The organism is Paenibacillus glycanilyticus NBRC 16618 (genome assembly GCF_004000805.1).
GTDB classification, from domain to species: Bacteria; Bacillota; Bacilli; order Paenibacillales; family Paenibacillaceae; genus Pristimantibacillus; species Pristimantibacillus glycanilyticus.
In genome coordinates, this window is record NZ_BILY01000026.1 from 60,607 (window position 1) to 80,434 (window position 19,828).

23 protein-coding genes are annotated in these 19,828 nt (G+C 48.4%); 22 read left to right on the plus strand and 1 reads right to left on the minus strand.

Annotated elements, in window-relative coordinates; genetic code table 11:
* The first annotated feature begins 11 nt into the window (after nucleotides 1–11).
* The 17 genes from PGL01S_RS19865 to PGL01S_RS19945 all read left to right on the plus strand — a co-directional run bounded on the left by PGL01S_RS19865 (nucleotide 12) and on the right by PGL01S_RS19945 (nucleotide 13,655).
* Complete coding sequence (locus PGL01S_RS19865; protein WP_127496318.1) at nucleotides 12–743, plus strand: Stf0 family sulfotransferase; 732 nt, start codon at nucleotides 12–14, stop codon at nucleotides 741–743.
* Between the two features lie 99 nt (nucleotides 744–842).
* Nucleotides 843–1,508 (plus strand): GntR family transcriptional regulator, encoded by a 666-nt coding sequence (locus PGL01S_RS19870; RefSeq protein WP_127496319.1) that lies wholly within the window; start codon nucleotides 843–845, stop codon nucleotides 1,506–1,508.
* Between the two features lie 49 nt (nucleotides 1,509–1,557).
* A complete protein-coding gene (locus tag PGL01S_RS19875; RefSeq protein WP_127496320.1) occupies nucleotides 1,558–2,319 on the plus strand; it encodes an SDR family NAD(P)-dependent oxidoreductase in 762 nt (253 codons plus the stop codon).
* A gap of 38 nt (nucleotides 2,320–2,357) precedes the next feature.
* The gene (locus PGL01S_RS19880; protein ID WP_127496321.1) at nucleotides 2,358–3,455 is read left to right on the plus strand and encodes a mandelate racemase/muconate lactonizing enzyme family protein; all 1,098 of its coding nucleotides are present in this window, start codon (nucleotides 2,358–2,360) and stop codon (nucleotides 3,453–3,455) included.
* A gap of 23 nt (nucleotides 3,456–3,478) precedes the next feature.
* On the plus strand, nucleotides 3,479–4,252 hold the full coding sequence (locus tag PGL01S_RS19885) for an SDR family NAD(P)-dependent oxidoreductase (RefSeq protein WP_127496322.1): 774 nt from the start codon (nucleotides 3,479–3,481) through the stop codon (nucleotides 4,250–4,252).
* A gap of 9 nt (nucleotides 4,253–4,261) precedes the next feature.
* Nucleotides 4,262–5,161 (plus strand): fumarylacetoacetate hydrolase family protein, encoded by a 900-nt coding sequence (locus PGL01S_RS19890; RefSeq protein ID WP_127496323.1) that lies wholly within the window; start codon nucleotides 4,262–4,264, stop codon nucleotides 5,159–5,161.
* A gap of 107 nt (nucleotides 5,162–5,268) precedes the next feature.
* Nucleotides 5,269–5,601 carry a winged helix-turn-helix transcriptional regulator gene (locus PGL01S_RS19895; RefSeq protein WP_127496324.1) on the plus strand — a complete coding sequence of 111 codons (333 nt, stop codon included), beginning with the start codon at nucleotides 5,269–5,271 and terminating at the stop codon, nucleotides 5,599–5,601.
* Nucleotides 5,602–5,784: 183 nt separating this feature from the next.
* A complete protein-coding gene (locus PGL01S_RS19900) occupies nucleotides 5,785–6,513 on the plus strand; it encodes an NAD(P)-dependent oxidoreductase (RefSeq protein ID WP_127496325.1) in 729 nt (242 codons plus the stop codon).
* A gap of 19 nt (nucleotides 6,514–6,532) precedes the next feature.
* Nucleotides 6,533–6,985, plus strand: a complete 453-nt coding sequence (locus PGL01S_RS19905; RefSeq protein ID WP_127496326.1) for a DUF2269 family protein — start codon at nucleotides 6,533–6,535, stop codon at nucleotides 6,983–6,985.
* A 124-nt stretch (nucleotides 6,986–7,109) separates the two neighbouring features.
* Nucleotides 7,110–7,775 (plus strand): response regulator transcription factor, encoded by a 666-nt coding sequence (locus PGL01S_RS19910; RefSeq protein ID WP_127496327.1) that lies wholly within the window; start codon nucleotides 7,110–7,112, stop codon nucleotides 7,773–7,775.
* Entirely contained in the window at nucleotides 7,772–9,130 is a 1,359-nt protein-coding gene (locus PGL01S_RS19915; protein ID WP_127496328.1) for a sensor histidine kinase, read from the plus strand. Before PGL01S_RS19910 ends, PGL01S_RS19915 begins: the two co-directional genes overlap by 4 nt.
* Before the next feature lie 11 nt (nucleotides 9,131–9,141).
* Entirely contained in the window at nucleotides 9,142–9,687 is a 546-nt protein-coding gene (locus PGL01S_RS19920; protein WP_127496329.1) for a VanZ family protein, read from the plus strand.
* A 107-nt stretch (nucleotides 9,688–9,794) separates the two neighbouring features.
* On the plus strand, nucleotides 9,795–10,337 hold the full coding sequence (locus PGL01S_RS19925) for an NAD(P)H-dependent oxidoreductase (protein ID WP_127496330.1): 543 nt from the start codon (nucleotides 9,795–9,797) through the stop codon (nucleotides 10,335–10,337).
* 128 nt (nucleotides 10,338–10,465) lie between these two features.
* Nucleotides 10,466–11,344 (plus strand): amino acid ABC transporter substrate-binding protein, encoded by an 879-nt coding sequence (locus PGL01S_RS19930; RefSeq protein ID WP_127496331.1) that lies wholly within the window; start codon nucleotides 10,466–10,468, stop codon nucleotides 11,342–11,344.
* A gap of 18 nt (nucleotides 11,345–11,362) precedes the next feature.
* On the plus strand, nucleotides 11,363–12,034 hold the full coding sequence (locus PGL01S_RS19935) for an ABC transporter permease subunit (RefSeq protein ID WP_127496332.1): 672 nt from the start codon (nucleotides 11,363–11,365) through the stop codon (nucleotides 12,032–12,034).
* A 34-nt stretch (nucleotides 12,035–12,068) separates the two neighbouring features.
* Complete coding sequence (locus PGL01S_RS19940; protein WP_127496333.1) at nucleotides 12,069–12,824, plus strand: amino acid ABC transporter ATP-binding protein; 756 nt, start codon at nucleotides 12,069–12,071, stop codon at nucleotides 12,822–12,824.
* Between the two features lie 192 nt (nucleotides 12,825–13,016).
* Complete coding sequence (locus PGL01S_RS19945; protein WP_127496334.1) at nucleotides 13,017–13,655, plus strand: HD domain-containing protein; 639 nt, start codon at nucleotides 13,017–13,019, stop codon at nucleotides 13,653–13,655.
* 72 nt (nucleotides 13,656–13,727) lie between these two features.
* On the opposite strand, the gene PGL01S_RS19950 is transcribed toward PGL01S_RS19945, so the two are convergent.
* Complete coding sequence (locus PGL01S_RS19950; RefSeq protein WP_244935670.1) at nucleotides 13,728–14,600, minus strand: AraC family transcriptional regulator; 873 nt, start codon at nucleotides 14,598–14,600, stop codon at nucleotides 13,728–13,730.
* 146 nt (nucleotides 14,601–14,746) lie between these two features.
* On the opposite strand from PGL01S_RS19950, the gene PGL01S_RS19955 reads away from it, so the two are divergent.
* The 5 genes from PGL01S_RS19955 to PGL01S_RS19975 all read left to right on the plus strand — a co-directional run bounded on the left by PGL01S_RS19955 (nucleotide 14,747) and on the right by PGL01S_RS19975 (nucleotide 19,826).
* The gene (locus tag PGL01S_RS19955) at nucleotides 14,747–16,300 is read left to right on the plus strand and encodes a HEAT repeat domain-containing protein (RefSeq protein ID WP_127496335.1); all 1,554 of its coding nucleotides are present in this window, start codon (nucleotides 14,747–14,749) and stop codon (nucleotides 16,298–16,300) included.
* A gap of 165 nt (nucleotides 16,301–16,465) precedes the next feature.
* Complete coding sequence (locus PGL01S_RS19960) at nucleotides 16,466–16,849, plus strand: FixH family protein (protein WP_164775526.1); 384 nt, start codon at nucleotides 16,466–16,468, stop codon at nucleotides 16,847–16,849.
* 73 nt (nucleotides 16,850–16,922) lie between these two features.
* Nucleotides 16,923–17,222, plus strand: coding sequence for an ArsR/SmtB family transcription factor (locus PGL01S_RS19965; protein ID WP_127496337.1), 300 nt, complete (start codon nucleotides 16,923–16,925; stop codon nucleotides 17,220–17,222).
* Between the two features lie 233 nt (nucleotides 17,223–17,455).
* Nucleotides 17,456–18,622, plus strand: coding sequence for an iron-containing alcohol dehydrogenase (locus tag PGL01S_RS19970; protein ID WP_127496338.1), 1,167 nt, complete (start codon nucleotides 17,456–17,458; stop codon nucleotides 18,620–18,622).
* 205 nt (nucleotides 18,623–18,827) lie between these two features.
* On the plus strand, nucleotides 18,828–19,826 hold the full coding sequence (locus PGL01S_RS19975) for a type I glyceraldehyde-3-phosphate dehydrogenase (RefSeq protein ID WP_127496339.1): 999 nt from the start codon (nucleotides 18,828–18,830) through the stop codon (nucleotides 19,824–19,826).
* Nucleotides 19,827–19,828: the final 2 nt, after the last annotated feature.

The window sequence follows — 19,828 nt, forward strand, 5'->3', positions numbered from 1 at the left end:
CAGGAGATTCAATGAAAAAACCAAAGCAAAGCTATACGATATGGTTCTCCCAACGCACGGGCAGCACGCTTCTCAATAAAGCGCTCGCTTCAACAGGCGTAGCAGGCGACCCATCAGAATGGCTGCATTACGGGTGGAACGATCCTGTAACGTTTCGTTTAGAAAATCTGGAGAATATATGGCAGCATGGTACGACGCCGAATGGAATCTTTGGCATTAAAATCGGTTACGAGCAGCGATGGATCGATGCATTCCGAGACATGTTCAATCTGTCATCCGAAATATCGAGCGCGGAGGTGTGGAGTACCGCCTTCCCGAATTGCAGCAAACATATCTTCATGACCCGGCGCAACAAAGTAAGACTAGCCGTATCGTGGTGGAGAGCCATCGTATCCGAAGAATGGCATCGAAGCGCAGGCACACAGCCGAAGGAATGTAACCTTGAAGACCAATACAATTACGATGCGATTCATCATCTCATTCAAGAAAGTGTCATGTTTGAGGCTGCGCTTGAAGATTTCTTCTCGAAAAACGGTATATCCCCAATGACTGTTGTCTACGAAGACTTCATTGAGGACTATGAAGGTACGGTCCTGAGAGTGCTTCAGTATCTCGGCATTCAGACAGAAGGCGTGAAGATAGCTCCGCCGGCATTCGATAAGCTCGCTGATGAGTATGAGGAGCAGTGGGTTCAACGTTATCGCACAGAAAGCCAGAACGGATGGATGAATGTAAGATGGTAACGTCATAGAAAAGGGGGGAGAAATACAGTGTTGCAATAAAAGGAAACATTAGCTAGAATGAATCGTGTATGATATATGAAACGGCAAGGCGATGATGTGATGAAAAAAAATTTAAATCGTTACGTACTAACGGAAGAAATCTATACGCTGCTTAAAAGCCATATTCTAAACCACGAGATTGCGCCAGGCGAGAAAATCAATATCGATCAGTTGGCCCGCAATCTTGAAGTCAGCAACATCCCGATTCGCGAAGCGCTGTCCCGATTAGCAGCCGAGGGCTTGGTGGACACGGTGCCATTCAAAGGCATGTTCGTAGCCAAGATGTCGCTGCAAGAACTGGACGAGATGTTCGAAATCCGAATGGAGCTGGAGTGTCTCTCTATCCGCAAAGCTGTTCATTCGATTCCGGCTTCCCAATTGGAACAATTGCAAAGAGAGATGGAAGAGTTCCCGCGTTCCGATCTATCGTCGGGCGAGCAGCGCATTCAGGTTATTGCTCAGATGAATGAGAGCTTGCATGGCTTGATTCTGAATCACTGCGGCAACCAATCGTTGAAAAGCTTGATCGAGTCTTATATTGAGAAAATTCAAAGATATTTGGCCTTGTACCAAAAGGATTTGAACGCTCAGCTCATTCAAGACGAGTGGGAAGAACATATGCGGATCGTTGAATTCCTGACGGTAAGGGATCAGCAGTCAGCGGAACAAGCACTCAAGCAGCATCTGGAAAACTCGTACAAACGGACGCGTGCGTTCTTTGTATAAGTTTTTTTATCTCGAATCATGTACGATACATGATAAAGGAGGATTAAAGATGAAGTTATCGGGTAAAACGGCTATTGTCACCGGAGGTTCATCCGGCATCGGTGAAGCCATCGTCCGCTTATTCGCAGCGGAAGGAGCAAACGTGGTTATAGCTGACCGGAAAGCGAACGATGCAGCACGTTTAATTGAACAAATTCAGATCAATGGCGGAAGCGTCATCGCCGTTCAGACCGACGTGTCCAAGGACGAAGAGGTTCGGCGGCTTATGCAAGAGACGGTGCTTCAATTCGGACGCATCGATATTGTGGTCAACAACGCAGCAGCCATCATGCCTAAATATCTGGAAGAGGTTGAAGAGGAGGAATGGGATCGAATTTTCAACGTGAATCTGAAAAGCGTCTTTCTGATGATCAAGCATTCCATCGCGGAACTCAAAAAAACGCGGGGATCGATCGTCAATATGTCTTCGCTGAATGGTCTGATCGGACAAAAAATGAATCCGGTCTATGCCGCAACCAAAGGCGGGATGAACGCCCTGACCAAGGCTTTGGCACTGGATTACGCCCCCTACGGCATTCGCGTTAACAGCATTTGTCCCGCGGGCGTTACGACGCCATTGCTGGAGCAATGGATCAGCCAACAGGCTGATCCGGTTCAAACCGTCCGGAATTTGAACGCCATGCATCCTTTGGGCAGACCTGCGACTTCGGAAGAAGTAGCTCAGACCGCACTTTTTTTGGCCAGCGATGCATCCGGTTTCGTGACGGGCGTTGCTCTTCCCGTCGACGGCGGCGCTTCGCTTGGTTATTAATAGATAACCATAATATACATACGAGGGAGCTTGTGAAGATGAAAATCACAAAAGTAGAAAGCTTTGTTCTGCATGTCCCGATTACACCCCCGATTACCGATGCCATTAACGTAGCCACGCACTGGGGATTATCCGGCGTTCGCATCCATACGGATGAAGGATTTATTGGTTACGGTTACACGGGTACTTGCGCGCACGGCGACGATATGATCGTCGATACGATCGACAAATACTACGCTCCGCTTCTCGTCGGTAAAGATCCGTTTATGGTGAAAGAGTTGTGGAATGAGATGCGCTTCGGGAAAATGCATTGGATCGGACGTTCGGGCGTGACTCACATGGCTTTGGCAGCGGTAGATATCGCGCTCTGGGACATCATGTCGAAGGCATCAAACAAGCCATTATGGCAGTACCTCGGCGGGGCGAAATCCAAACCTATCAAAGCCTATAACACCAACGGCGGCTGGCTTAATTGGTCACAGGAACGATTGCTTAAAGACGTAACGGAGATTGTCGAATCGGGCTTTACGGGTGTTAAAATCAAAGTTGGCAAGCCGGATCCCCGCGAAGATTATGATCGCTGCAAGGCAGTGCGCAAAGCGATCGGCGACGATGTGATCTTCATGATCGACGTCAACCAGCAATGGAACATCAATACGGCGATGACTTGGGGCAAAAAGCTGGAGGAATTCGATCTGTTCTGGCTGGAGGAACCGCTCAATCCGGACGATATTATGGGACATAAAAAGCTTGCTGACGAACTTAACGTACCGATTGCTTTAGGCGAGCACGTGTACAACAAGTATGCCTTCCGGGATTATATCCACAATGGCGCGTTAGAGTATTGCCAAGTGGACGTAACCCGCGTCGCGGGTATTACCGAATGGCTTCAAGTAGCCGGTTTGGCTGCAGCCTATGACGTGCCGATTTGTCCTCACGTAGGCGATATGGGCCAAATTCACCAGCACCTCGTCGCCTCGACGCCAAGCGCCATCATGCTCGAATATATACCGTGGATCCGGCATATTTTCGAAGAGCCCGCAACGGTGAAGGACGGACATTACGTGCTGCCGCAAATGCCTGGTGCTTCAACGACCATCTTACCTCGATACTTCGACGAATATCGCATTCGTTAACAATAAGATCTCGGAGGCACCCCATGAGATTAATCGATAAAGTCACTTTGATCACCGGGTCGGGATCGGGAATTGGCAGAAGTACGGCGCTTCGTTTCGGCGAGGAAGGCGCCTTCGTTATCGTGAACGACCTTGATGCCGTTAACGGAGAGGAAACCGCGCAGCAGATCCGCGACAAAGGAGGCAAGGCGACATTCATTCAAGCGAACGTCGCCGATCCGCAGTCTGTGCAAGAGCTTGTAAAACAATCGCATGAGAAATACGGCCGTATCGACGTGCTCTTCAATAATGCGGGAATCAGCGGTGTCGGCGCCATCCACGAGACCGAGCCGGAGCAATGGGACAAGGTAATTGAAGTCAATGTACGCGGCGTTTTTCTAATGAGCAAATACGTCCTTCCCGGCATGATGGAGCGTAAGACCGGTAATATCATCAATATGTCGTCTTGCATTGCGGAGATTGGACTTGCTCGCCGCGCCTCTTATTCGGCGTCCAAGGGCGCCGTGCTGGCCCTTACTAAATCGATGCAAGTTGATTACGCCCCTTACAACATACGCGTAAACGCCTTGCTGCCAGGAACGATACTAACGCCGTTTGTTGAAGATTTTCTAGCAAGATCGTATGACGATCCCCATATAGCCTACGAATCTCTGCGCAAACGCCAGCTGAGCGGTGACTTGGGCAGGCCGGAAGACGTTGCGCAAGCCGCCGTATTCCTCGCGTCGGATGAGTCTAAATTCATGATGGGATCCCCGTTATATATCGACGGGGGCGTCGTATTCGGAAAAAATGCTTAGGAGGAACTTATGAAACTATTAACCTTTATAGAGAACGGCGAATATAAACTTGGAATTAAAACGGACCTAGGCGTACTCGACGTCGCTTCCTCTGCACGGGAGCTCGGTATGGCCGGCAAGGTGCCAACGGATGTTCATTCCGTCATTGCCGAAGGAAAGCCGGCTGTCGAAGCGCTTAGCAGGCTTGCGGAAAAAGCCTCTTCCGCCGCTCGCGCGAGCTCCTATTGGCTCGAAGAGGATTCGCTTAACTACGGTCCTTGCGTCACGAACCCGCAAAAAATCATCTGTATCGGACTCAATTACCGCCGCCACGCGGAGGAGACAAATGCGGCGATTCCGGAATATCCGATTTTGTTTAACAAGTTCAACAACACGCTGACGGGGCACGGACACGATGTACCGCTCCCGCGAGTATCGAGCAAAGTGGATTACGAGGCCGAGCTCGCTATCGTCATCGGTAAGCAAGCAAAGTATCTTTCCGAAGAAAATGCGCTGGACCATGTATTCGGTTATTGCTGCGTCAACGATATTTCCGCGCGCGACCTACAGATGAGGAGCCAACAATGGCTGCTCGGCAAATCATGCGATGGCTTCTCTCCGCTTGGTCCTTACTTGGTCACGGCGGATGAAGTAGGCGACCCAAACAACCTGGCGATCCAAACGACCGTAAACGGAGAAATACGCCAAAACTCCAACACGTCCGATATGATCTTCCATTGCAGAGAGATTGTAAACTACGTTTCCCAGCATATGACGCTATTGCCGGGAGACATCATTCTTACAGGAACGCCGGAAGGCGTCGTGCTTGGTTACCCGCCGGAGAAGCAAGTTTATTTGCAGGACGGGGACATGGTCACGATCTCGATTGAGAAACTCGGCAGCATTACGAACCGAATGGTGAAGGAATAAGGTCATTAGGTCTTTCAATGATTGACTTGATTGCCGTGCTAGCATAAAATTTTATTATGTTAATTTCAGGCAATACAGTCCTTCATATGTAAGGGGATGATTCGTCAATGATTCATCAGCGTGAATGTCCGGTCGAGACGCTCCTTCATGTTTTAAGCGGCAAATGGAAGCCTCTGATTTTATGGCATCTGATGGAATCCAAGAAGAGATTCAACGACCTGGAAAAGCTAATACCCGATGTATCCCAAAAAATGCTCTCGCAGCATCTCCGTGATTTGGAACGAGAAGGCATTGTCGACAGAACGGTCTATCCCGACGTCCCTCCAAGGGTAGAATATTCGCTAAGCGAGTATGGCAAAACCTTGATTCCCGTAGCGGAAGCGATGTGTGCTTGGGGAGAAAATCATAATAAGCGGAAATATGAAGAGTCAGCGTCATAGAGCTGGTTCAAACAACAGGCTGCCACATCCCGGGCAGCTTTTTTTTGTATTCCTGCGGCTTCAATCCTGATACTTACTTTTAAGTTAGTACCCTACTTTAAAGTGGGATCTTAACAACATTTTGAAGCGGTGCTAAGCTTGAATTAACCAATATTAGGGTTTATTCAAGAGGAGGAATCAACAATGAAAATGATTGTTTTTGGAGCGACCGGCAATACGGGAAAAAGAGTGTTGGTTCTGGGGATAAAAAGGGGGCATGAAATGACCGCATTCGTGCGAAATGCCGAAAAGCTTTATGAGCAGCTAGGCGAGCATTACGCAAAGCATGTGAAGGTGATCGCAGACGATATTTTGGACCCGGCGAGTGTCGGTGAGGCGCTCGCGCATCAAGACGCCGCTATTCTTGCGGCCGGCCATGCGGGCCAGGGAGAAGAGTTTATTCGTATGGTCGATAACATGATCAGCCAATGCGAATGGCAATCCAGCTTCTCTGGACGGGTATGGATGATGGGAGGAGCAGGCCTGCTGGATATTCCGAATACGGACCTTATCGGTAACCATTTACCCGGCTTTCCGCCCGAGTATAGGAATCACAACCGGAATCTCGAAAGGCTGCAGCAGACGAAGCTTGACTGGTCCATCATGTGTCCGGGTACAATGATCGAGTCAAACGAGCTGCTGGCACATTCTCATCTGCATGTTACAACGGATGCTTTGCCCATTCCGATGCCGGAGACGATCAAGGAATATTCCGAGGCTGATATAGCCGGTCACTTGTTCAGCCGGCTTCAAGAACTCGATGTAACCTATGATGATGTCGTAACATGCATGTTGGACCATCTTGAACTCGGAGGAGCTTTTTATAGAAAAAGAGTTGGTTTAGCTTATCAAAGCCATATCACGGTGCGCTAAGGGGAAAGGAGATAATAACTTGTTTGGATTACTGCTGGTCGTTCATATATTCGCTTCGATCGCCGTCATTGGCCCCGCATTCGTAATGCCTATCATTAGAAGATCCGCTAGAACCGTCGGTCAATTGAACTTTGCTTTAGGTGTGACGGCTAAACTTACCATTATTCTCAAGATCGGCGGAACCGTACTCATTTTAACCGGTATTGGTCTTATGATCATAACCAAGTTGGGGTTATCTCAATTATGGCTGAATACGGCCATTCTGTTATCGCTCGCCATGGTCGTCATGATTGATGGATGGATTGAGCCGCGTATGAAGAAGATCTTTAAGCTTACTGCGGAAAGCCAGGACCACAGTAAGGAAATACCGGCCGAGTTCAGATTAGGGATAAAAAAGATCGTACCCATTGAGATTGCGGCACAGCTGCTGATGGTTGTTATATTGGTACTTATGGTCGTTAAGCCATTCTAATCATGCTGATTCGGAAAAAGCCCTTGCATAAGGGCTTTTCGTATTTTTGACAGGGGATGAGAAAAATCTTATAACTACAGTTAAACTACAGATGAGCATGCTATTTTTTTCAGGAGGAATATTTATGGACATACGAATTCTGCTTGTCGAGGATGACGAACATATAGGCAATACCGTCAAAACCTTTTTAATCGAAGCCGGCTATCAAGTAGACGTCTGCATTGACGGCAACGAAGCGTACAAAAAATTTTATAATCAGATTTACCAGCTTGTCATTCTCGACATCATGCTGCCCGGTATGAATGGCCATGAGCTATTACGGGAGTTTCGCAAGCTGAATAATACGCCCATACTGATGTTGACCGCTCTATCGGACGATGAAAACCAGATCAAGGCGTTCGACGCGGAAGCGGACGATTACGTAACAAAGCCATTCAAGATTCAGCTTTTGCTAAAACGCGCGGGAGCGCTGCTCAGGCGAAGCGGCGCGTTGGCAAAAGAAATACGCTGCAGCAACCTGACGCTTCTTCCGGATGATTTCCGAGCGCTTTACCGTGGCGTAGAGCTGCCCCTGACGCTCAAAGAATTTGAGATCCTTATGCTATTGGTTCAGAATAGGGGCCGGACGTTATCCCATGAAATCATCTTATCGCGAGTGTGGGGCTACGATTATGACGGTGACGGCAGCACCGTGCATACGCATATCAAAAATCTGCGGGCCAAGCTGCCTGAAAATATCATCAAGACGGCACGAGGCGTAGGCTACCGATTGGAGGAAGACACGCTTTGAGAAGAAGCGGAATATTCATCAAAGTATTCATTTACACCATCATTTTCTCGGGGTTGCTGGTTGGCGCGACGGCAGCTCTATTTTCAACGCAAATCATGTCTTATTATTCCGGCCTCCAACTCCAGAAAATTAGCGGAACATACAAGCAGTTAATTGAACAGTCACAAGGGAATGCCGATATTACGGAGATCGCGGATCAATTCCATGCTCGAAACCAATCGTTTCGTTTCTATATTACGGACGAAGGCGGCAGCATTGTTTATGTAACGCCTGCCGCTAATCCAGCCAGCAGTTTGACTGACATAAAGGCCGAGAGAGAAAGATCTTCGTTCCTCGTTTATCTTGGAAACGGCTATGCGCTCCACGTATTCAACGACGATGTGTTTTCGCTTAAATACGGTAACTTGATTGCGCGCGTGATGGTTATATTGTCCGGCATGCTAGTCGTCTGCGTCCTAGCATCGTTTATCTTTGCCCGCCAGATGACGAAACCGATCAAAGCTTTGGCGGATAATACAACCAAGATGGCGAATCTCGAAGAGGTCCCGCCTCTCCCGGAGCGCAAGGATGAGCTTGGGGTATTGGCACGCGACGTTCATTCCATGTACGACAGGCTGAAGAGAACCATCTCCCAATTAGAGGACGAAATCTTGAGAGAACGCGAGCTGGAGGAAACGCAGCGTTACTTCTTCTCCGCGGCTTCCCATGAGCTAAAAACGCCTGTCGCGGCAACAAGCGTTTTGCTGGAAGGAATGCTTGAAAATATAGGCGATTACAAAGACCATCCCAAATACCTGAGAGAATGCTTAAAGATGATGGACGCGCAAGGCAAAATGATTTCCGATATCTTGGAGATTGTCAGTCTGAACGACGGAAAAATCGTACCCGCTCCCGAAAAACTCGACATCAGGCGTATCGTTAACGACATGCTGCTTCATTTTCATCCCTTGTATGAGGCAAAAGGGCAACGTATCGTTACGGATATTCCTGAAGGGCAGACCTGCCTGGCAGATCCTAAAATGTTAAATAAGGTGCTTTCAAACATCGTATTAAACGCGGTGCAAAATACGCCGCACGGCGGGGAGATCCGGGTATGGAGCGCTACCGTCGCCGGTCAATGCCGTCTTTGCGTTTTGAACAAGGGGGTGAGAATTGACGATGCGGCACTGCCGAAGCTGTTCGATCTGTTCTATCGGGTAGATAAAGCGAGGAGCCGGAATAAGGAACGTAGCGGCTTGGGACTAGCCATTGTCCGCAAAACGTTAGAATCCATGCGCGTTGATTTTGCTTTGGAAAACACGACGGACGGCGTTCTGTTTTGGATGCTCTTGCCCGTAATAACGAAGGATGCATAGAAGGAGATTTTATGAATACGCGACAACGAATAGAAACCATCATTTTATATGGCGTTTGCATCTGCTACATAATAGTGTTACTAAAAATATTATTCCTATCGAGAGTTTCGATAGCGGAGATCTTTAATACGGAAAGGAGCATAACGAGGTCTATCAATCTCGTACCCTTTCACAGCATAACGGAATTCATAGCCGGCAGCACGCCTAATTTAAAAAGATTCGCTTTTGCAAATGTGATTGGCAATATCCTTATTTTTTTCCCTCTTGGGGTGTATCTGCCTTTATTTAAGAAAAATAACATAACGAATGTTTTGTCTATTATAGCGTTGAGTTTGTTCGTTGAAATCACCCAGGGTCTTTTAGGCATTGGAATCGCGGATATCGACGATATCATTCTAAATTCAATAGGCGGATGTATTGGCCTTATCGTTTACCGATTTTTACTCTTTATATTGCGAAATAAGAACAGGGTCATGACTGCGATCACCGTCATATCGGCTATTGTTGGATTTCCGGTTACTTACTATTTATTGTTTATGATCAAAATGAGATTTTAAAGATCTGTTAATGCTTGCCTGACTCAAGCCTTCTCGATAATAAGCTGAATTCCGGGGTACTCTAAACAACGGAATGCTTACGCTTCTTATTGAATGGAGGATAAACAATGAAAACGTTGGTCATCATCACTCATCCTAATATGACGGCTTCAAGAGTTAATAAGGCATGGCGCGAAGAATTGCAAAACCATAAAGATATCACGATTCACGAATTATACGCGACGTATCCCGACGAAAAGATCGATATTGCCCGCGAGCAAAAACTTATCGAATCCCACGACCGGATCATTTTCCAATATCCGTTGTATTGGTACAGCACGCCGCCTTTGTTAAAGAAATGGTTTGACGAGGTTCTGCAATACGGATGGGCGTATGGAGCCGATGGCAGTAAAATAGCCGGCAAAGAAATTGGCGTTGCCGTTTCAACCTACGGTACAAACGAGTCGTATCAGCATTCAGGGTTTAATCGATTTACGCTTGAAGAAATTCTGCGCCCAGTCGAAGCATTGGCTCATTTCATCAGCTGCGAGTACCTGCCGCATTTCGCCTTAAACGATGCTTCAAATCTGACCGACGAGCGGCTTGCTCAGAGCAAAGCCGATTACATCAACCATATTCGCAGCGTTAAGCCAACCTTGGTTCACAGCTAAGCTTGTTTTTCCTGCGAGGAAACCGCCCCTTAGGGGCGGTTTTTTAATGCGGCAAGCAGAAGCGAATGAAGGGGATAACCAAAGGGAGAGGCTGGAATACTATCCTCAAAGAAAGGGAGGACTCGCATATGAAGACTTGGCGTAAAAATATCTGCTTCATGCTGTTATTCGCGGTTATTCTGCTTGGCGGATCGGCATGCGGCAATAAAAACAACGATAACGGCGCAAATACCGGCACTAATAACGGGAACAACGGGACAGCCGGTACGGGAAATACGACGAATAGCGGTAACGCGGCATCCGATAATTCACTGAAGGCGATTAAGTCAAATGGCGAGATCACAATCGGCACGGAAGGTACATACGCACCGTTTACGTTCCATGACGCAAGCGGCAAGTTGACGGGGTTTGATGTCGAAATCGCCGAGGAAATCGCTAAGCGCATTGGGGTTAAGGCGAAGTTCGTTGAAACGAAGTGGGACGGTATGCTTGCCGGATTGGATGCGAAGCGCTTCGATATGGTGGCAAACGAAGTCACCATTCGAGACGACCGGAAGGCGAAATACGATTTCTCCGACCCGTATATCCTGTCTAAGGCGGTTCTGATTGTGAAGGAAAGCAATACGAATATCAAAAGCCTGACCGATCTCAAAGGGAAAAAGTCCGGCCAGTCGCTTACCAGCGATCTTGGCGACATTGCCAAAGCGAACGGAGCGCAGCTTGTTGCGGTGGATGGATTCAATCAGGCTATCGATTTGCTCACGTCCGGACGGATTGATGCGACGATCAATGATAAATTATCCTATCTGGATTTGAAGAAAGCGCGTCCTGACGTTCCAATAAAGGTGGTTGCGGAGACGGACCAGGTGTCGCAGAGCGGCATGCTTTTCCGTAAAGGAAGCAACGAGCTAGTTGCTGCCGTAAATAACGCGATTAAAGAAATGAAGGCGGACGGCCGGTATTTGGAAATTTCCAAAACCTATTTCGGCGAGGACGTTTCGAAATAAAAGGGCGGGTAGGGTATCATGAATGAACGAACTAACCTGGATATTTTCACCGATTCCTTCCTGCCCCTGCTGCATGCAGGAATCGCATTCACGGTTCCTCTTACGTTGATTTCATTCGCGCTGGGACTTGTGCTGGCGCTATTAACGGCACTCGCGCGGCTGTCGGATTTTTATCCGATTGTTTGGATAGCGAGGTTCTACGTCTGGATCATACGCGGGACTCCGCTCTTGGTCCAATTGTTCATTATTTTCTACGGGCTTCCCAGCGTAGGCATTCTAATCGACGCGTTCCCGGCAGCGGTCATTGGGTTTACGCTTAGCGTGGGTGCCTATGGATCGGAGATCATCCGGGCGGCAATCGTATCCATTCCGAAGGGACAATGGGAAGCGGCGTTCTCGCTTGGGGAAACGAGATTGCAGGCGCTGCGCCGCATAATCCTGCCTCAGGCGGCACGGGTCTCGGTGCCGCCGCTATCCAATTCGTTCATTTCCTTGGTAAAAGACACATCGCTGGCGGCAACGGTGACGGTTACGGAGCTATTCCAAAAAGGGCAGCAAATCACTGCGGCTGTCTACGAGCCGCTGTTGATCTACTGCGAGGTCGCTTTGATCTATTTGATTTTCTGCTCGATACTGGCATTGCTGCAACGGCAGCTGGAAATCTTTTTTAATCGATATTACACGGCTTAACCGGTGCGGTTCATTCTTAGGAGGATTATCCCCAATGATCGAAGTACGCGAATTAACCAAATCATTCGGCGACACTCCTGTGCTTCGCGGTATCAATTTGACGCTGGAGCAGGGGCAGGTGCTTGTGTTGATCGGACCTTCGGGTTCCGGAAAGTCAACCTTGCTGCGCTGTTTAAATGTGCTCGAGATGCCTACATCGGGGACTGTCGGAATCGGGAAGGTTCGGCTCGAATTCCGGCCGAATTCGAAGCCGCGAAAGGCGGATGTGCTGGCGTTGCGCCGCCAGTCAGGCATGGTGTTCCAAGCCTATCACTTATTTCCTCATTTCACTGCGCTTCAGAACGTGATGGAAGGCCAAATAACGGTTCGTCGCAAACCAAAGAACGAAGCACGGACAAAGGCGTTGCAATTGCTTGCGAAGGTCGGATTGGCTGAGCGTGCCGATTCTTACCCGCATCAGCTGTCCGGAGGGCAGCAACAGCGGGTAGGCATTGCCCGGGCGATGTCTACTGACCCGGAGCTGCTGCTGTTCGACGAGCCGACTTCCGCGCTGGACCCGGAGCTCGTCCGCGAGGTATTGAGGGTCATTCGGGAATTGGCGGAAGAGGGGAGAACGATGATTATCGTTACCCACGAGATGAAGTTCGCCCGCGAAGTGGCGGACCGTATTGTGCTGCTTGATGAAGGCGCCATTGTGGAGGAGGGGCTGCCGGAGCAAATTTTCAGTCAGCCCCGCGAAGCCCGTACCCGGCAGTTTCTTTCGTTGTTGATGGATCAAAGCACCGTGTAAGAGAGGGGTATGTATAAGCAATCTCATAAATATCCGCGTAGATCGCGGTTTTTTATGATTTATTTGATTTAATTAGTCTATCATTTTTATAGAAACAGCGATATTGATAAATCAATTTGATTTTCATAGAATGAACTTGTCAGTTCGATAGTCTTCGAACTCTAAAATAGAGGAGTAGAGGAGAGGTTGAAGATGTCCAATTTTATCGCGGATATAAAAATCCCGGATAGTAAGCTGGCCATAGAAGCAGCTGAGCTATTGCGCGAGCATGGGGATGAGCTTTTGTGGAACCACTCGAACCGGGTATTTTTATTTGCGGCAATGAAGGGTAATCTGAATCAAATTAAATATGACCCTGAATTGCTGTACATCAGTTCGCTGTTTCATGATATTGGTCTTACCCCAACATTCCGAAGCGCAGATAAGCGGTTTGAAGTCGATGGGGCAAATGCAGCCCGCTATTTTCTGCACAGTCGCGGAGTGCCGGAAGAAAACATTCGACTGGTCTGGGATGCGGTAGCCCTTCATACTAGCATCGGAATCGTGGAATATAAGGAAGCGGAAGCTGCGCTTATGAATTTTGGAGTGGGATACGATGTAGTGGGGAAGAACTTCGATCTCTTCTCGGCTGAATTACGGGAGCAGGTTGTCCAAGCTTTTCCGCGGGACAATTTCAAGCATGACATCTTGCATGCCTTTTTGGAGGGCTTCAAACATAAGCCTGAAACGACTTACGGCACGATTAACGCCGATGTGTGCGAAATGTTTCTCCCGGGATTCAAACGTCCTAATTTTTGCCATAGCGTGCTTCATTCCCAATGGGATGAGTAAATAGAGCCATCAGAGGAAATCAAACGTCATTATTCCCAACAAAACCGCGTAGATCGCGGTTTTGTTGTTTTGTTAAGGTTCCGATTCGCGGAACATTTGAGGCGATTTGCCGGTGTACTTGCGGAACGTTCTGGAAAAGTAATGCACGGAGCTAAAATGATATTTGTCCGCGATTTGCATAATGCTGAGGTTGGACGAGCGCAGATCCTCTTTTGCCCGGCTAACGCGGAACTGATTGATGTACTGGACCGGCGACAGACCGGTTGTTCGCTTGAATAATTCGAAGAAGTAGCCTCTGCTGACGCCAATTTCATTATAGTACCGCTCCAGTTCGATTTCGGCGCCGCCGAGCAGCTCGGCTTCTATTCGCTCCAGCAGCTTGCTGATACGAGGATCAGGGATATGGGAATCTTGCAGCGAGAACGCGAGAAATTGATGGACGAATTCAGCAAAATGGCTCTGCGCCGACATACTGCGCAAAAAAGTCCGTTCATTCGTATGCTCGTTAGAGATAAAGCTCCTCTGCAGCAGATCGGTCCAGTTTAACAGCGATGCTCCTACATTTGAGACTTCAGGCAGCGGATATGGAAATGTCTCGCCAAGAAGATCCGTTCTCAGCATATTCCGGTCATAGCAGATAGGGGCTGCCTCATCCTTAAACGATTCCGTGCGGTCGACGTAATGCCAATCGAAATAGCAGCATACATGCATCATAGGCTCGTCCGCATCCGCAATCCAGTCATGTGCTTGACCGGGTTCCATATAGACCATCATGCCGGGTGAAGCTTCATATTCGGTGCCCCCGAGACGAAAAATGCCTTTTCCCTCCGTAACGAAATAAATAGAGCTCGCGTAAACGTATCGGTTAAGACTTGTCTGTCCCCGGTAGAACGGATACTTCGTAGCGTAATAAACATACGGGTGGAATTTGGAAAAATCCATCATGCGATGCTCCTTTCCGTATCAATTCATAATCATTCAAATTCACCTGACTATTGTGCAACAAGCTGACTGTAAGCTAAATACAAATCGGGCGGCCCCAGGTACATTAAATATATCACAAATACTTGTTAATGAAGGGGCTGCCAACCATGTCGAATGCGTTAACTTTGTTGAATGACGAGCAAATGATTCAGTTTATTACGAACGGATATCTTGTCCTTCAGAACGATTTGCCGGAAGAGCTGCATCGAAGCGTGATGAATCAAATCGACTTTGTCCTGCAAAATGAAGGAAATCCCGGCAATAATATTTTGCCTCGCGTACCGGACATCCAGAAGTTCTTTGAGACGCCGGTAACGAAAGGCGCGTTGACTAGCGTCCTGGGAGCTGACTATTATATGCACCCGCATCGCCATATGCATTTCAATCAGCCGGGTAACGGAAAGCCGGGAGGCGGAGAGTGGCATAAAGACGGCTTCTGGTCCTCTATGCGCAGTCATCGTCCATGGTGGGTCATGATGTTCTACTACACGCAGGATATTACGGAAGAAATGGGCCCGACGGCGATTATGCCCGGCTCCCAATACAATGAGAAATTCCCAAACCAATCTACGCTGCTGCCGACAGGAAAGGCCGGTACGATCGCTCTCGTGCACTTTGATCTATGGCATAAGGCATCCCTGAACACGTCCCATTTAGACCGTTACATGCTTAAGTTCCAATTTGTCCGTTTATCCGAGCCCAAGTCGCCAAGCTGGAATCATACCAACGCTGAACCTGTTTTTCCTTCTAACGCGGCGGATGCGCACTTGAATTTATGGAACGATGTTTGGCATTGGCTTAAGGGAGAAGGGAACAAGGCGAGGGCCGCTGCCCGCGATGATATAGAGGTGCCGGCTTTAATCGAGGCATTGTCCAGCGGGGATGAAGTCGTTCGAAGCCAGGCAGCCGACAAGCTTGGCATCGCCGGTAAAGCCGCAGCGGCTGCCGTTCCTATGTTGAAGCAGCTTATAAGCGATTCTTCGGAAAATGCGGCACTAAATGCCGTCTATGCGCTTGGTCATATAGGGGATTCAGCCACAGCGGCGTTATTGAAGGAAGTTGGAGAAGGATCCAGGTTAACGGCACAGCGGGCAGCTTATGGGCTTCAAGCTTCCGGCGAGGAGGCCATTCCCGGTCTGGTTCAACTGCTTGCTCATCAAGACGAGAATAAAAGGGCTCTGGCCGCATTCGTGCTGGGGATGCTGGGATCTACAGCTGCCTCCGCGGTTCCCTCTTTAATTATCACGTTGAATGACGCAAGCGAATGGGTGAGACGCAATGCCGTCGAAGCGCTCGGAATGATCGCCGAGCCGGACGAGACGGTACCCGCATTGGTTCGGACCCTCGAGGACGCGGTTGCCCGGGAATCCGCCGGTAAGGGGGATATCAGCACAAGCGCTTACGTGCACAATCAAGAATATATAACGAATAAAATAGCCTATACAGCGGCATTATCCTTACTGCGAATCGGAAAATACGGGGACGCGGATCTCGTTATCAATGGGCTTGAATCCGGCCTGCAAAGCCAAGACCGGTATACGAGAGCTTACTCTTTCGAAGCGCTGACGGCTATACGCACCGATAGGGCGGTAGACGTGTTGATTAAGCAATACCGTGCCGCGCGCTGGTGCCCGGACACGCATAAAGAAAGCACGTTTTAATTCAGGCATCCGTTCAAATTATCGACATGGCTTTCATTCCTAATGCCCTTTATTGAAGATGGTCGTCGTGCTAGACTAATGTCATCACGAGAAGTAAGGGGTTAACTTAAATGATTCATGCTGACATGATTAGCCAACGGTATAATGACGATGAAGGATAAACGAATGAAATGGACGACAACGGCAATCATCGCTATGATGATGATCCTGATGGCAGGTTGCAGTCTTGGATCAAAGCCATCTTCAAGCCCATTCCTGGATGATCTGACTGTTTCGATGGAGGACACTCCAAACACCGGCGACACCACAGCCCATGCATACAAGTTGACGATTAAAGATTCAACCGGCAGCCTGGTAGATGTCGACCTTGTTCGAATAAATATGTCCATGTCGATGCAAGGAATGAATCATAAAATGAAAGCGCAAATGGAGAGAAGCGCATTGGGAGAATATAAAACCAAGGTTTATCTTCCAATGAACGGTGACTGGAGAGCGATTGTTTCGCTGAAGAAAGACAAGCATGAGAGAAAAATCAGCTTACGTCTCTAGGTATGAATTGCCATGAAAGCTCACGCGACAAACAGTTTGACATATTGCAAAACTGTAATATATAATAAGCGACATGACCAACCCAATTGAAATTTTCAAGGCACTTTCCAATGAAGCGCGGATTCAAATTTTAGAATGGCTGAAAGATCCAACAACCCATTTTCACCCCCAGGAAGGGATTGATCTTGTTAAAGTTGGGGTATGCGTTAGTCAAATTACCGAAAAATTAAACATGAATCAATCTACTGCTTCGCAATATCTCTCCATGCTTCAGCGAGCAGGACTGGTCCATGCTACGCGTTCTGGGAAGTGGACCTACTACAGAAGGAATGAAGATGCGATTAATGATATCGGCCGGTTCCTTCAAAAATAATCATAGTAACCATACGGAAAACTGAATTCACTTCCGAATTCAGTTTTTCTAAAAGTCATCATATCGACAGTTTGCAAACTGTTAATTTTTTTTGGTTTAACGAATCTATAATTTGCAATGTGTAGATATCATTTTGAGGAGGTGGTTTATTCACAACCGTTATCTATGAAAAAAACTGCTGAAAAACGAATTAGTACGAAACAAAAAATATAAATCGAGAGAGGTAAAATAAAATGGACAACTTTGAATTTCATAATCAGACGAAGATTTTGTTTGGAAAAGGTCAGGTAAGCAGCTTAAAAAATGAACTTCCGGCATACGGCAACCGCGTTTTGCTGGTTTACGGCGGCGGCAGCATTAAAAAAAGCGGTTTATACGATAAAGTGATCCGTGAATTGAAAGAAATCGATGCTACTGTCATTGAGCTAGCCGGCGTTGAACCGAATCCACGGCTCACGACGGTCAATAAAGGGATTAATCTCATTAGAGAAAATCAACTTGATTTTATTCTTGCGGTCGGCGGTGGAAGCGTTATTGATAGTGCGAAAGCCATCGCGGCAGGCGTGCCTTACGATGGGGACGTATGGGATATCATAACCAGCAAAGCAAAAGCACCGTCTAATTCAGTACCGATCGGCACGGTTCTAACTATTGCGGGAACGGGATCGGAGATGAACGGAAATTCCGTTATTACGGATTGGGATACGAATACGAAAGCCTTTTTCAATTCCAATCACGTGCTTCCAAGATTCAGTATCCTAGATCCGGAGCTTACGTTCTCCGTGCCTCGGGACCAAACGGTATACGGCAGCGTGGATATTATGGCCCATGTCTTCGAACAGTATTTCCATGCTTCGAGCAATGCGCCTCTTCAGGAAAGAATCGGCGAAGCGATTCTTAGCACGGTCATCGAGACGGCGCCTAAGCTCGTGAACGACCTGAATAACTACGAGTATCGCGAAGTCATGTTATTAAACGGAACATTGGCCTTAAACGGACTAACTGGCATGGGCGTCAATCCGGACTGGGCGACGCATCTTATCGAACATGCCGTATCTGCTGTCCATGACATTCCTCACGGCGGCGGAATCGCGATCATTGCTCCGCATTGGATGGAACATGTCGCATCGGTACGATCGGAGAAAGTCGCGCAGCTTGGTGTTCGCGTATTCGGTTTGAACCGGGCAGGAAAAACGGATGCCGAGCTCGCGGCTGAAACGATCCAATCTCTCCGGGAATTCTGGAAATCGATTGGAGCGCCGACAAAGCTGTCGGACTATGGAATTGATGACAAGGAAATTGAGCTGATGACGGAAAGAGCTATGCTCGCCGAGCAAATTGGCAATTATGTTCCTCTCACAAAAGAGGATGTCAGAAAGATTCTGAGAAATTCTTTATAACGCATGAATAAGGACAGGGCTGCCTCAAATAGAGGCAGCCCTGTTTGTGTCCTGTCGAGCAAATGAACAAAAGACTTTTACATGAGCTGTTTTACAAAATGGCATTTAGTTAAATAATACAAAAGAGAGATTTCTTATAGTGGACAAACTGCGTACACTATGCCCGATAAACATACAATGATGAGGTAAATGGAGGCTGTGAAAAATGGGTAAGATTGCGATTTTCGGATTTGGACGCATCGGTAGACAATTACTGCGCGTCGCGCTTGGGGACAAGCTCTTCGTTCCGGTCTCGATATCCGATATCAAGGACGAAGGCACGCTAGCCGCTCTGTTTGAAGTGGATTCCAACTATAAGCGTTGGCACGAAGACGTATCCGCCAAAGAAGGCGCGATGGTTATTGGCGGGCGGGAAATTCTATATATTAATTCCTCTAAGGAAGTGCCGGACTGGAAGTCGCTCGGCGTGGATCTCGTCGTCGATTGCACGGGCCGCGCAGTCGTTCGATCCGTAGCTCAAGTACATCTGGACCGCGGTGCGAAGCGCGTTCTGATTAGCGGTCCGAGCAAATCACTCGACGATTGCGACGCGGTGCTGCTCAAAGGTATAAACCTCGACAGCTTCGATCCCGACAAGCACCGGATTATCAGCATGGCCAGCTGCACGACTAATGCTTTGGCTGCCGTCGTCAAGCTGGTCAAAGAAAACTACGGGATCAAATTCGGTCTGTTCTCTACGGTGCATTCCTATACCAACACGCAATCGCTGACCGATCAGCCGATGCGAGACCGCCGTGACTCCTGGGCGGCGGCCGAGAACATCATCCCTTCTTCGTCCGGCGCGGCAAAGGCGCTCAAGTTCATCTGGCCCGACTTGCAGATCACGGGGAAAGCGTACCGCGTTCCGACCCGCACGGGAAGCATCGCCGAGCTCAATTTGATCACGGAGAAGCCTTGTTCGGTGCAGGAAGTGAATGACATGTTCCGCCGGGCCTCGCGAGAAGGTGCCCTGAAGGGCGTCATGGACGTCCTCGAAGGAGAATGGGCATCGTCGCGCATCGTTGGAGACCCGCATACGTCAATCATCGATCTGCCGCTCACGCATGTGGAAGGAGAGCTATTGTCCGTCGCAGCATGGTACGACAACGAATGGGGCTTCGCTACGCGTCTGGCCGAGGTTGCTGAGTTCTTGTCGAATAAATAGTT

Bases quoted from the DNA above. Each gene is read 5' to 3' on its own strand.
- PGL01S_RS19865 (WP_127496318.1), top strand. From the start codon at position 12: ATGAAAAAACCAAAGCAAAGCTATACGATATGGTTCTCCCAACGCACG.
- PGL01S_RS19870 (WP_127496319.1), top strand. From the start codon at position 843: ATGAAAAAAAATTTAAATCGTTACGTACTAACGGAAGAAATCTATACG.
- PGL01S_RS19875 (WP_127496320.1), top strand. From the start codon at position 1,558: ATGAAGTTATCGGGTAAAACGGCTATTGTCACCGGAGGTTCATCCGGC.
- PGL01S_RS19880 (WP_127496321.1), top strand. From the start codon at position 2,358: ATGAAAATCACAAAAGTAGAAAGCTTTGTTCTGCATGTCCCGATTACA.
- PGL01S_RS19885 (WP_127496322.1), top strand. From the start codon at position 3,479: ATGAGATTAATCGATAAAGTCACTTTGATCACCGGGTCGGGATCGGGA.
- PGL01S_RS19890 (WP_127496323.1), top strand. From the start codon at position 4,262: ATGAAACTATTAACCTTTATAGAGAACGGCGAATATAAACTTGGAATT.
- PGL01S_RS19895 (WP_127496324.1), top strand. From the start codon at position 5,269: ATGATTCATCAGCGTGAATGTCCGGTCGAGACGCTCCTTCATGTTTTA.
- PGL01S_RS19900 (WP_127496325.1), top strand. From the start codon at position 5,785: ATGAAAATGATTGTTTTTGGAGCGACCGGCAATACGGGAAAAAGAGTG.
- PGL01S_RS19910 (WP_127496327.1), top strand. From the start codon at position 7,110: ATGGACATACGAATTCTGCTTGTCGAGGATGACGAACATATAGGCAAT.
- PGL01S_RS19920 (WP_127496329.1), top strand. From the start codon at position 9,142: ATGAATACGCGACAACGAATAGAAACCATCATTTTATATGGCGTTTGC.
- PGL01S_RS19925 (WP_127496330.1), top strand. From the start codon at position 9,795: ATGAAAACGTTGGTCATCATCACTCATCCTAATATGACGGCTTCAAGA.
- PGL01S_RS19930 (WP_127496331.1), top strand. From the start codon at position 10,466: ATGAAGACTTGGCGTAAAAATATCTGCTTCATGCTGTTATTCGCGGTT.
- PGL01S_RS19935 (WP_127496332.1), top strand. From the start codon at position 11,363: ATGAATGAACGAACTAACCTGGATATTTTCACCGATTCCTTCCTGCCC.
- PGL01S_RS19940 (WP_127496333.1), top strand. From the start codon at position 12,069: ATGATCGAAGTACGCGAATTAACCAAATCATTCGGCGACACTCCTGTG.
- PGL01S_RS19945 (WP_127496334.1), top strand. From the start codon at position 13,017: ATGTCCAATTTTATCGCGGATATAAAAATCCCGGATAGTAAGCTGGCC.
- PGL01S_RS19950 (WP_244935670.1), bottom strand. From the start codon at position 14,600: ATGATGGATTTTTCCAAATTCCACCCGTATGTTTATTACGCTACGAAG.
- PGL01S_RS19955 (WP_127496335.1), top strand. From the start codon at position 14,747: ATGTCGAATGCGTTAACTTTGTTGAATGACGAGCAAATGATTCAGTTT.
- PGL01S_RS19960 (WP_164775526.1), top strand. From the start codon at position 16,466: ATGAAATGGACGACAACGGCAATCATCGCTATGATGATGATCCTGATG.
- PGL01S_RS19965 (WP_127496337.1), top strand. From the start codon at position 16,923: ATGACCAACCCAATTGAAATTTTCAAGGCACTTTCCAATGAAGCGCGG.
- PGL01S_RS19970 (WP_127496338.1), top strand. From the start codon at position 17,456: ATGGACAACTTTGAATTTCATAATCAGACGAAGATTTTGTTTGGAAAA.
- PGL01S_RS19975 (WP_127496339.1), top strand. From the start codon at position 18,828: ATGGGTAAGATTGCGATTTTCGGATTTGGACGCATCGGTAGACAATTA.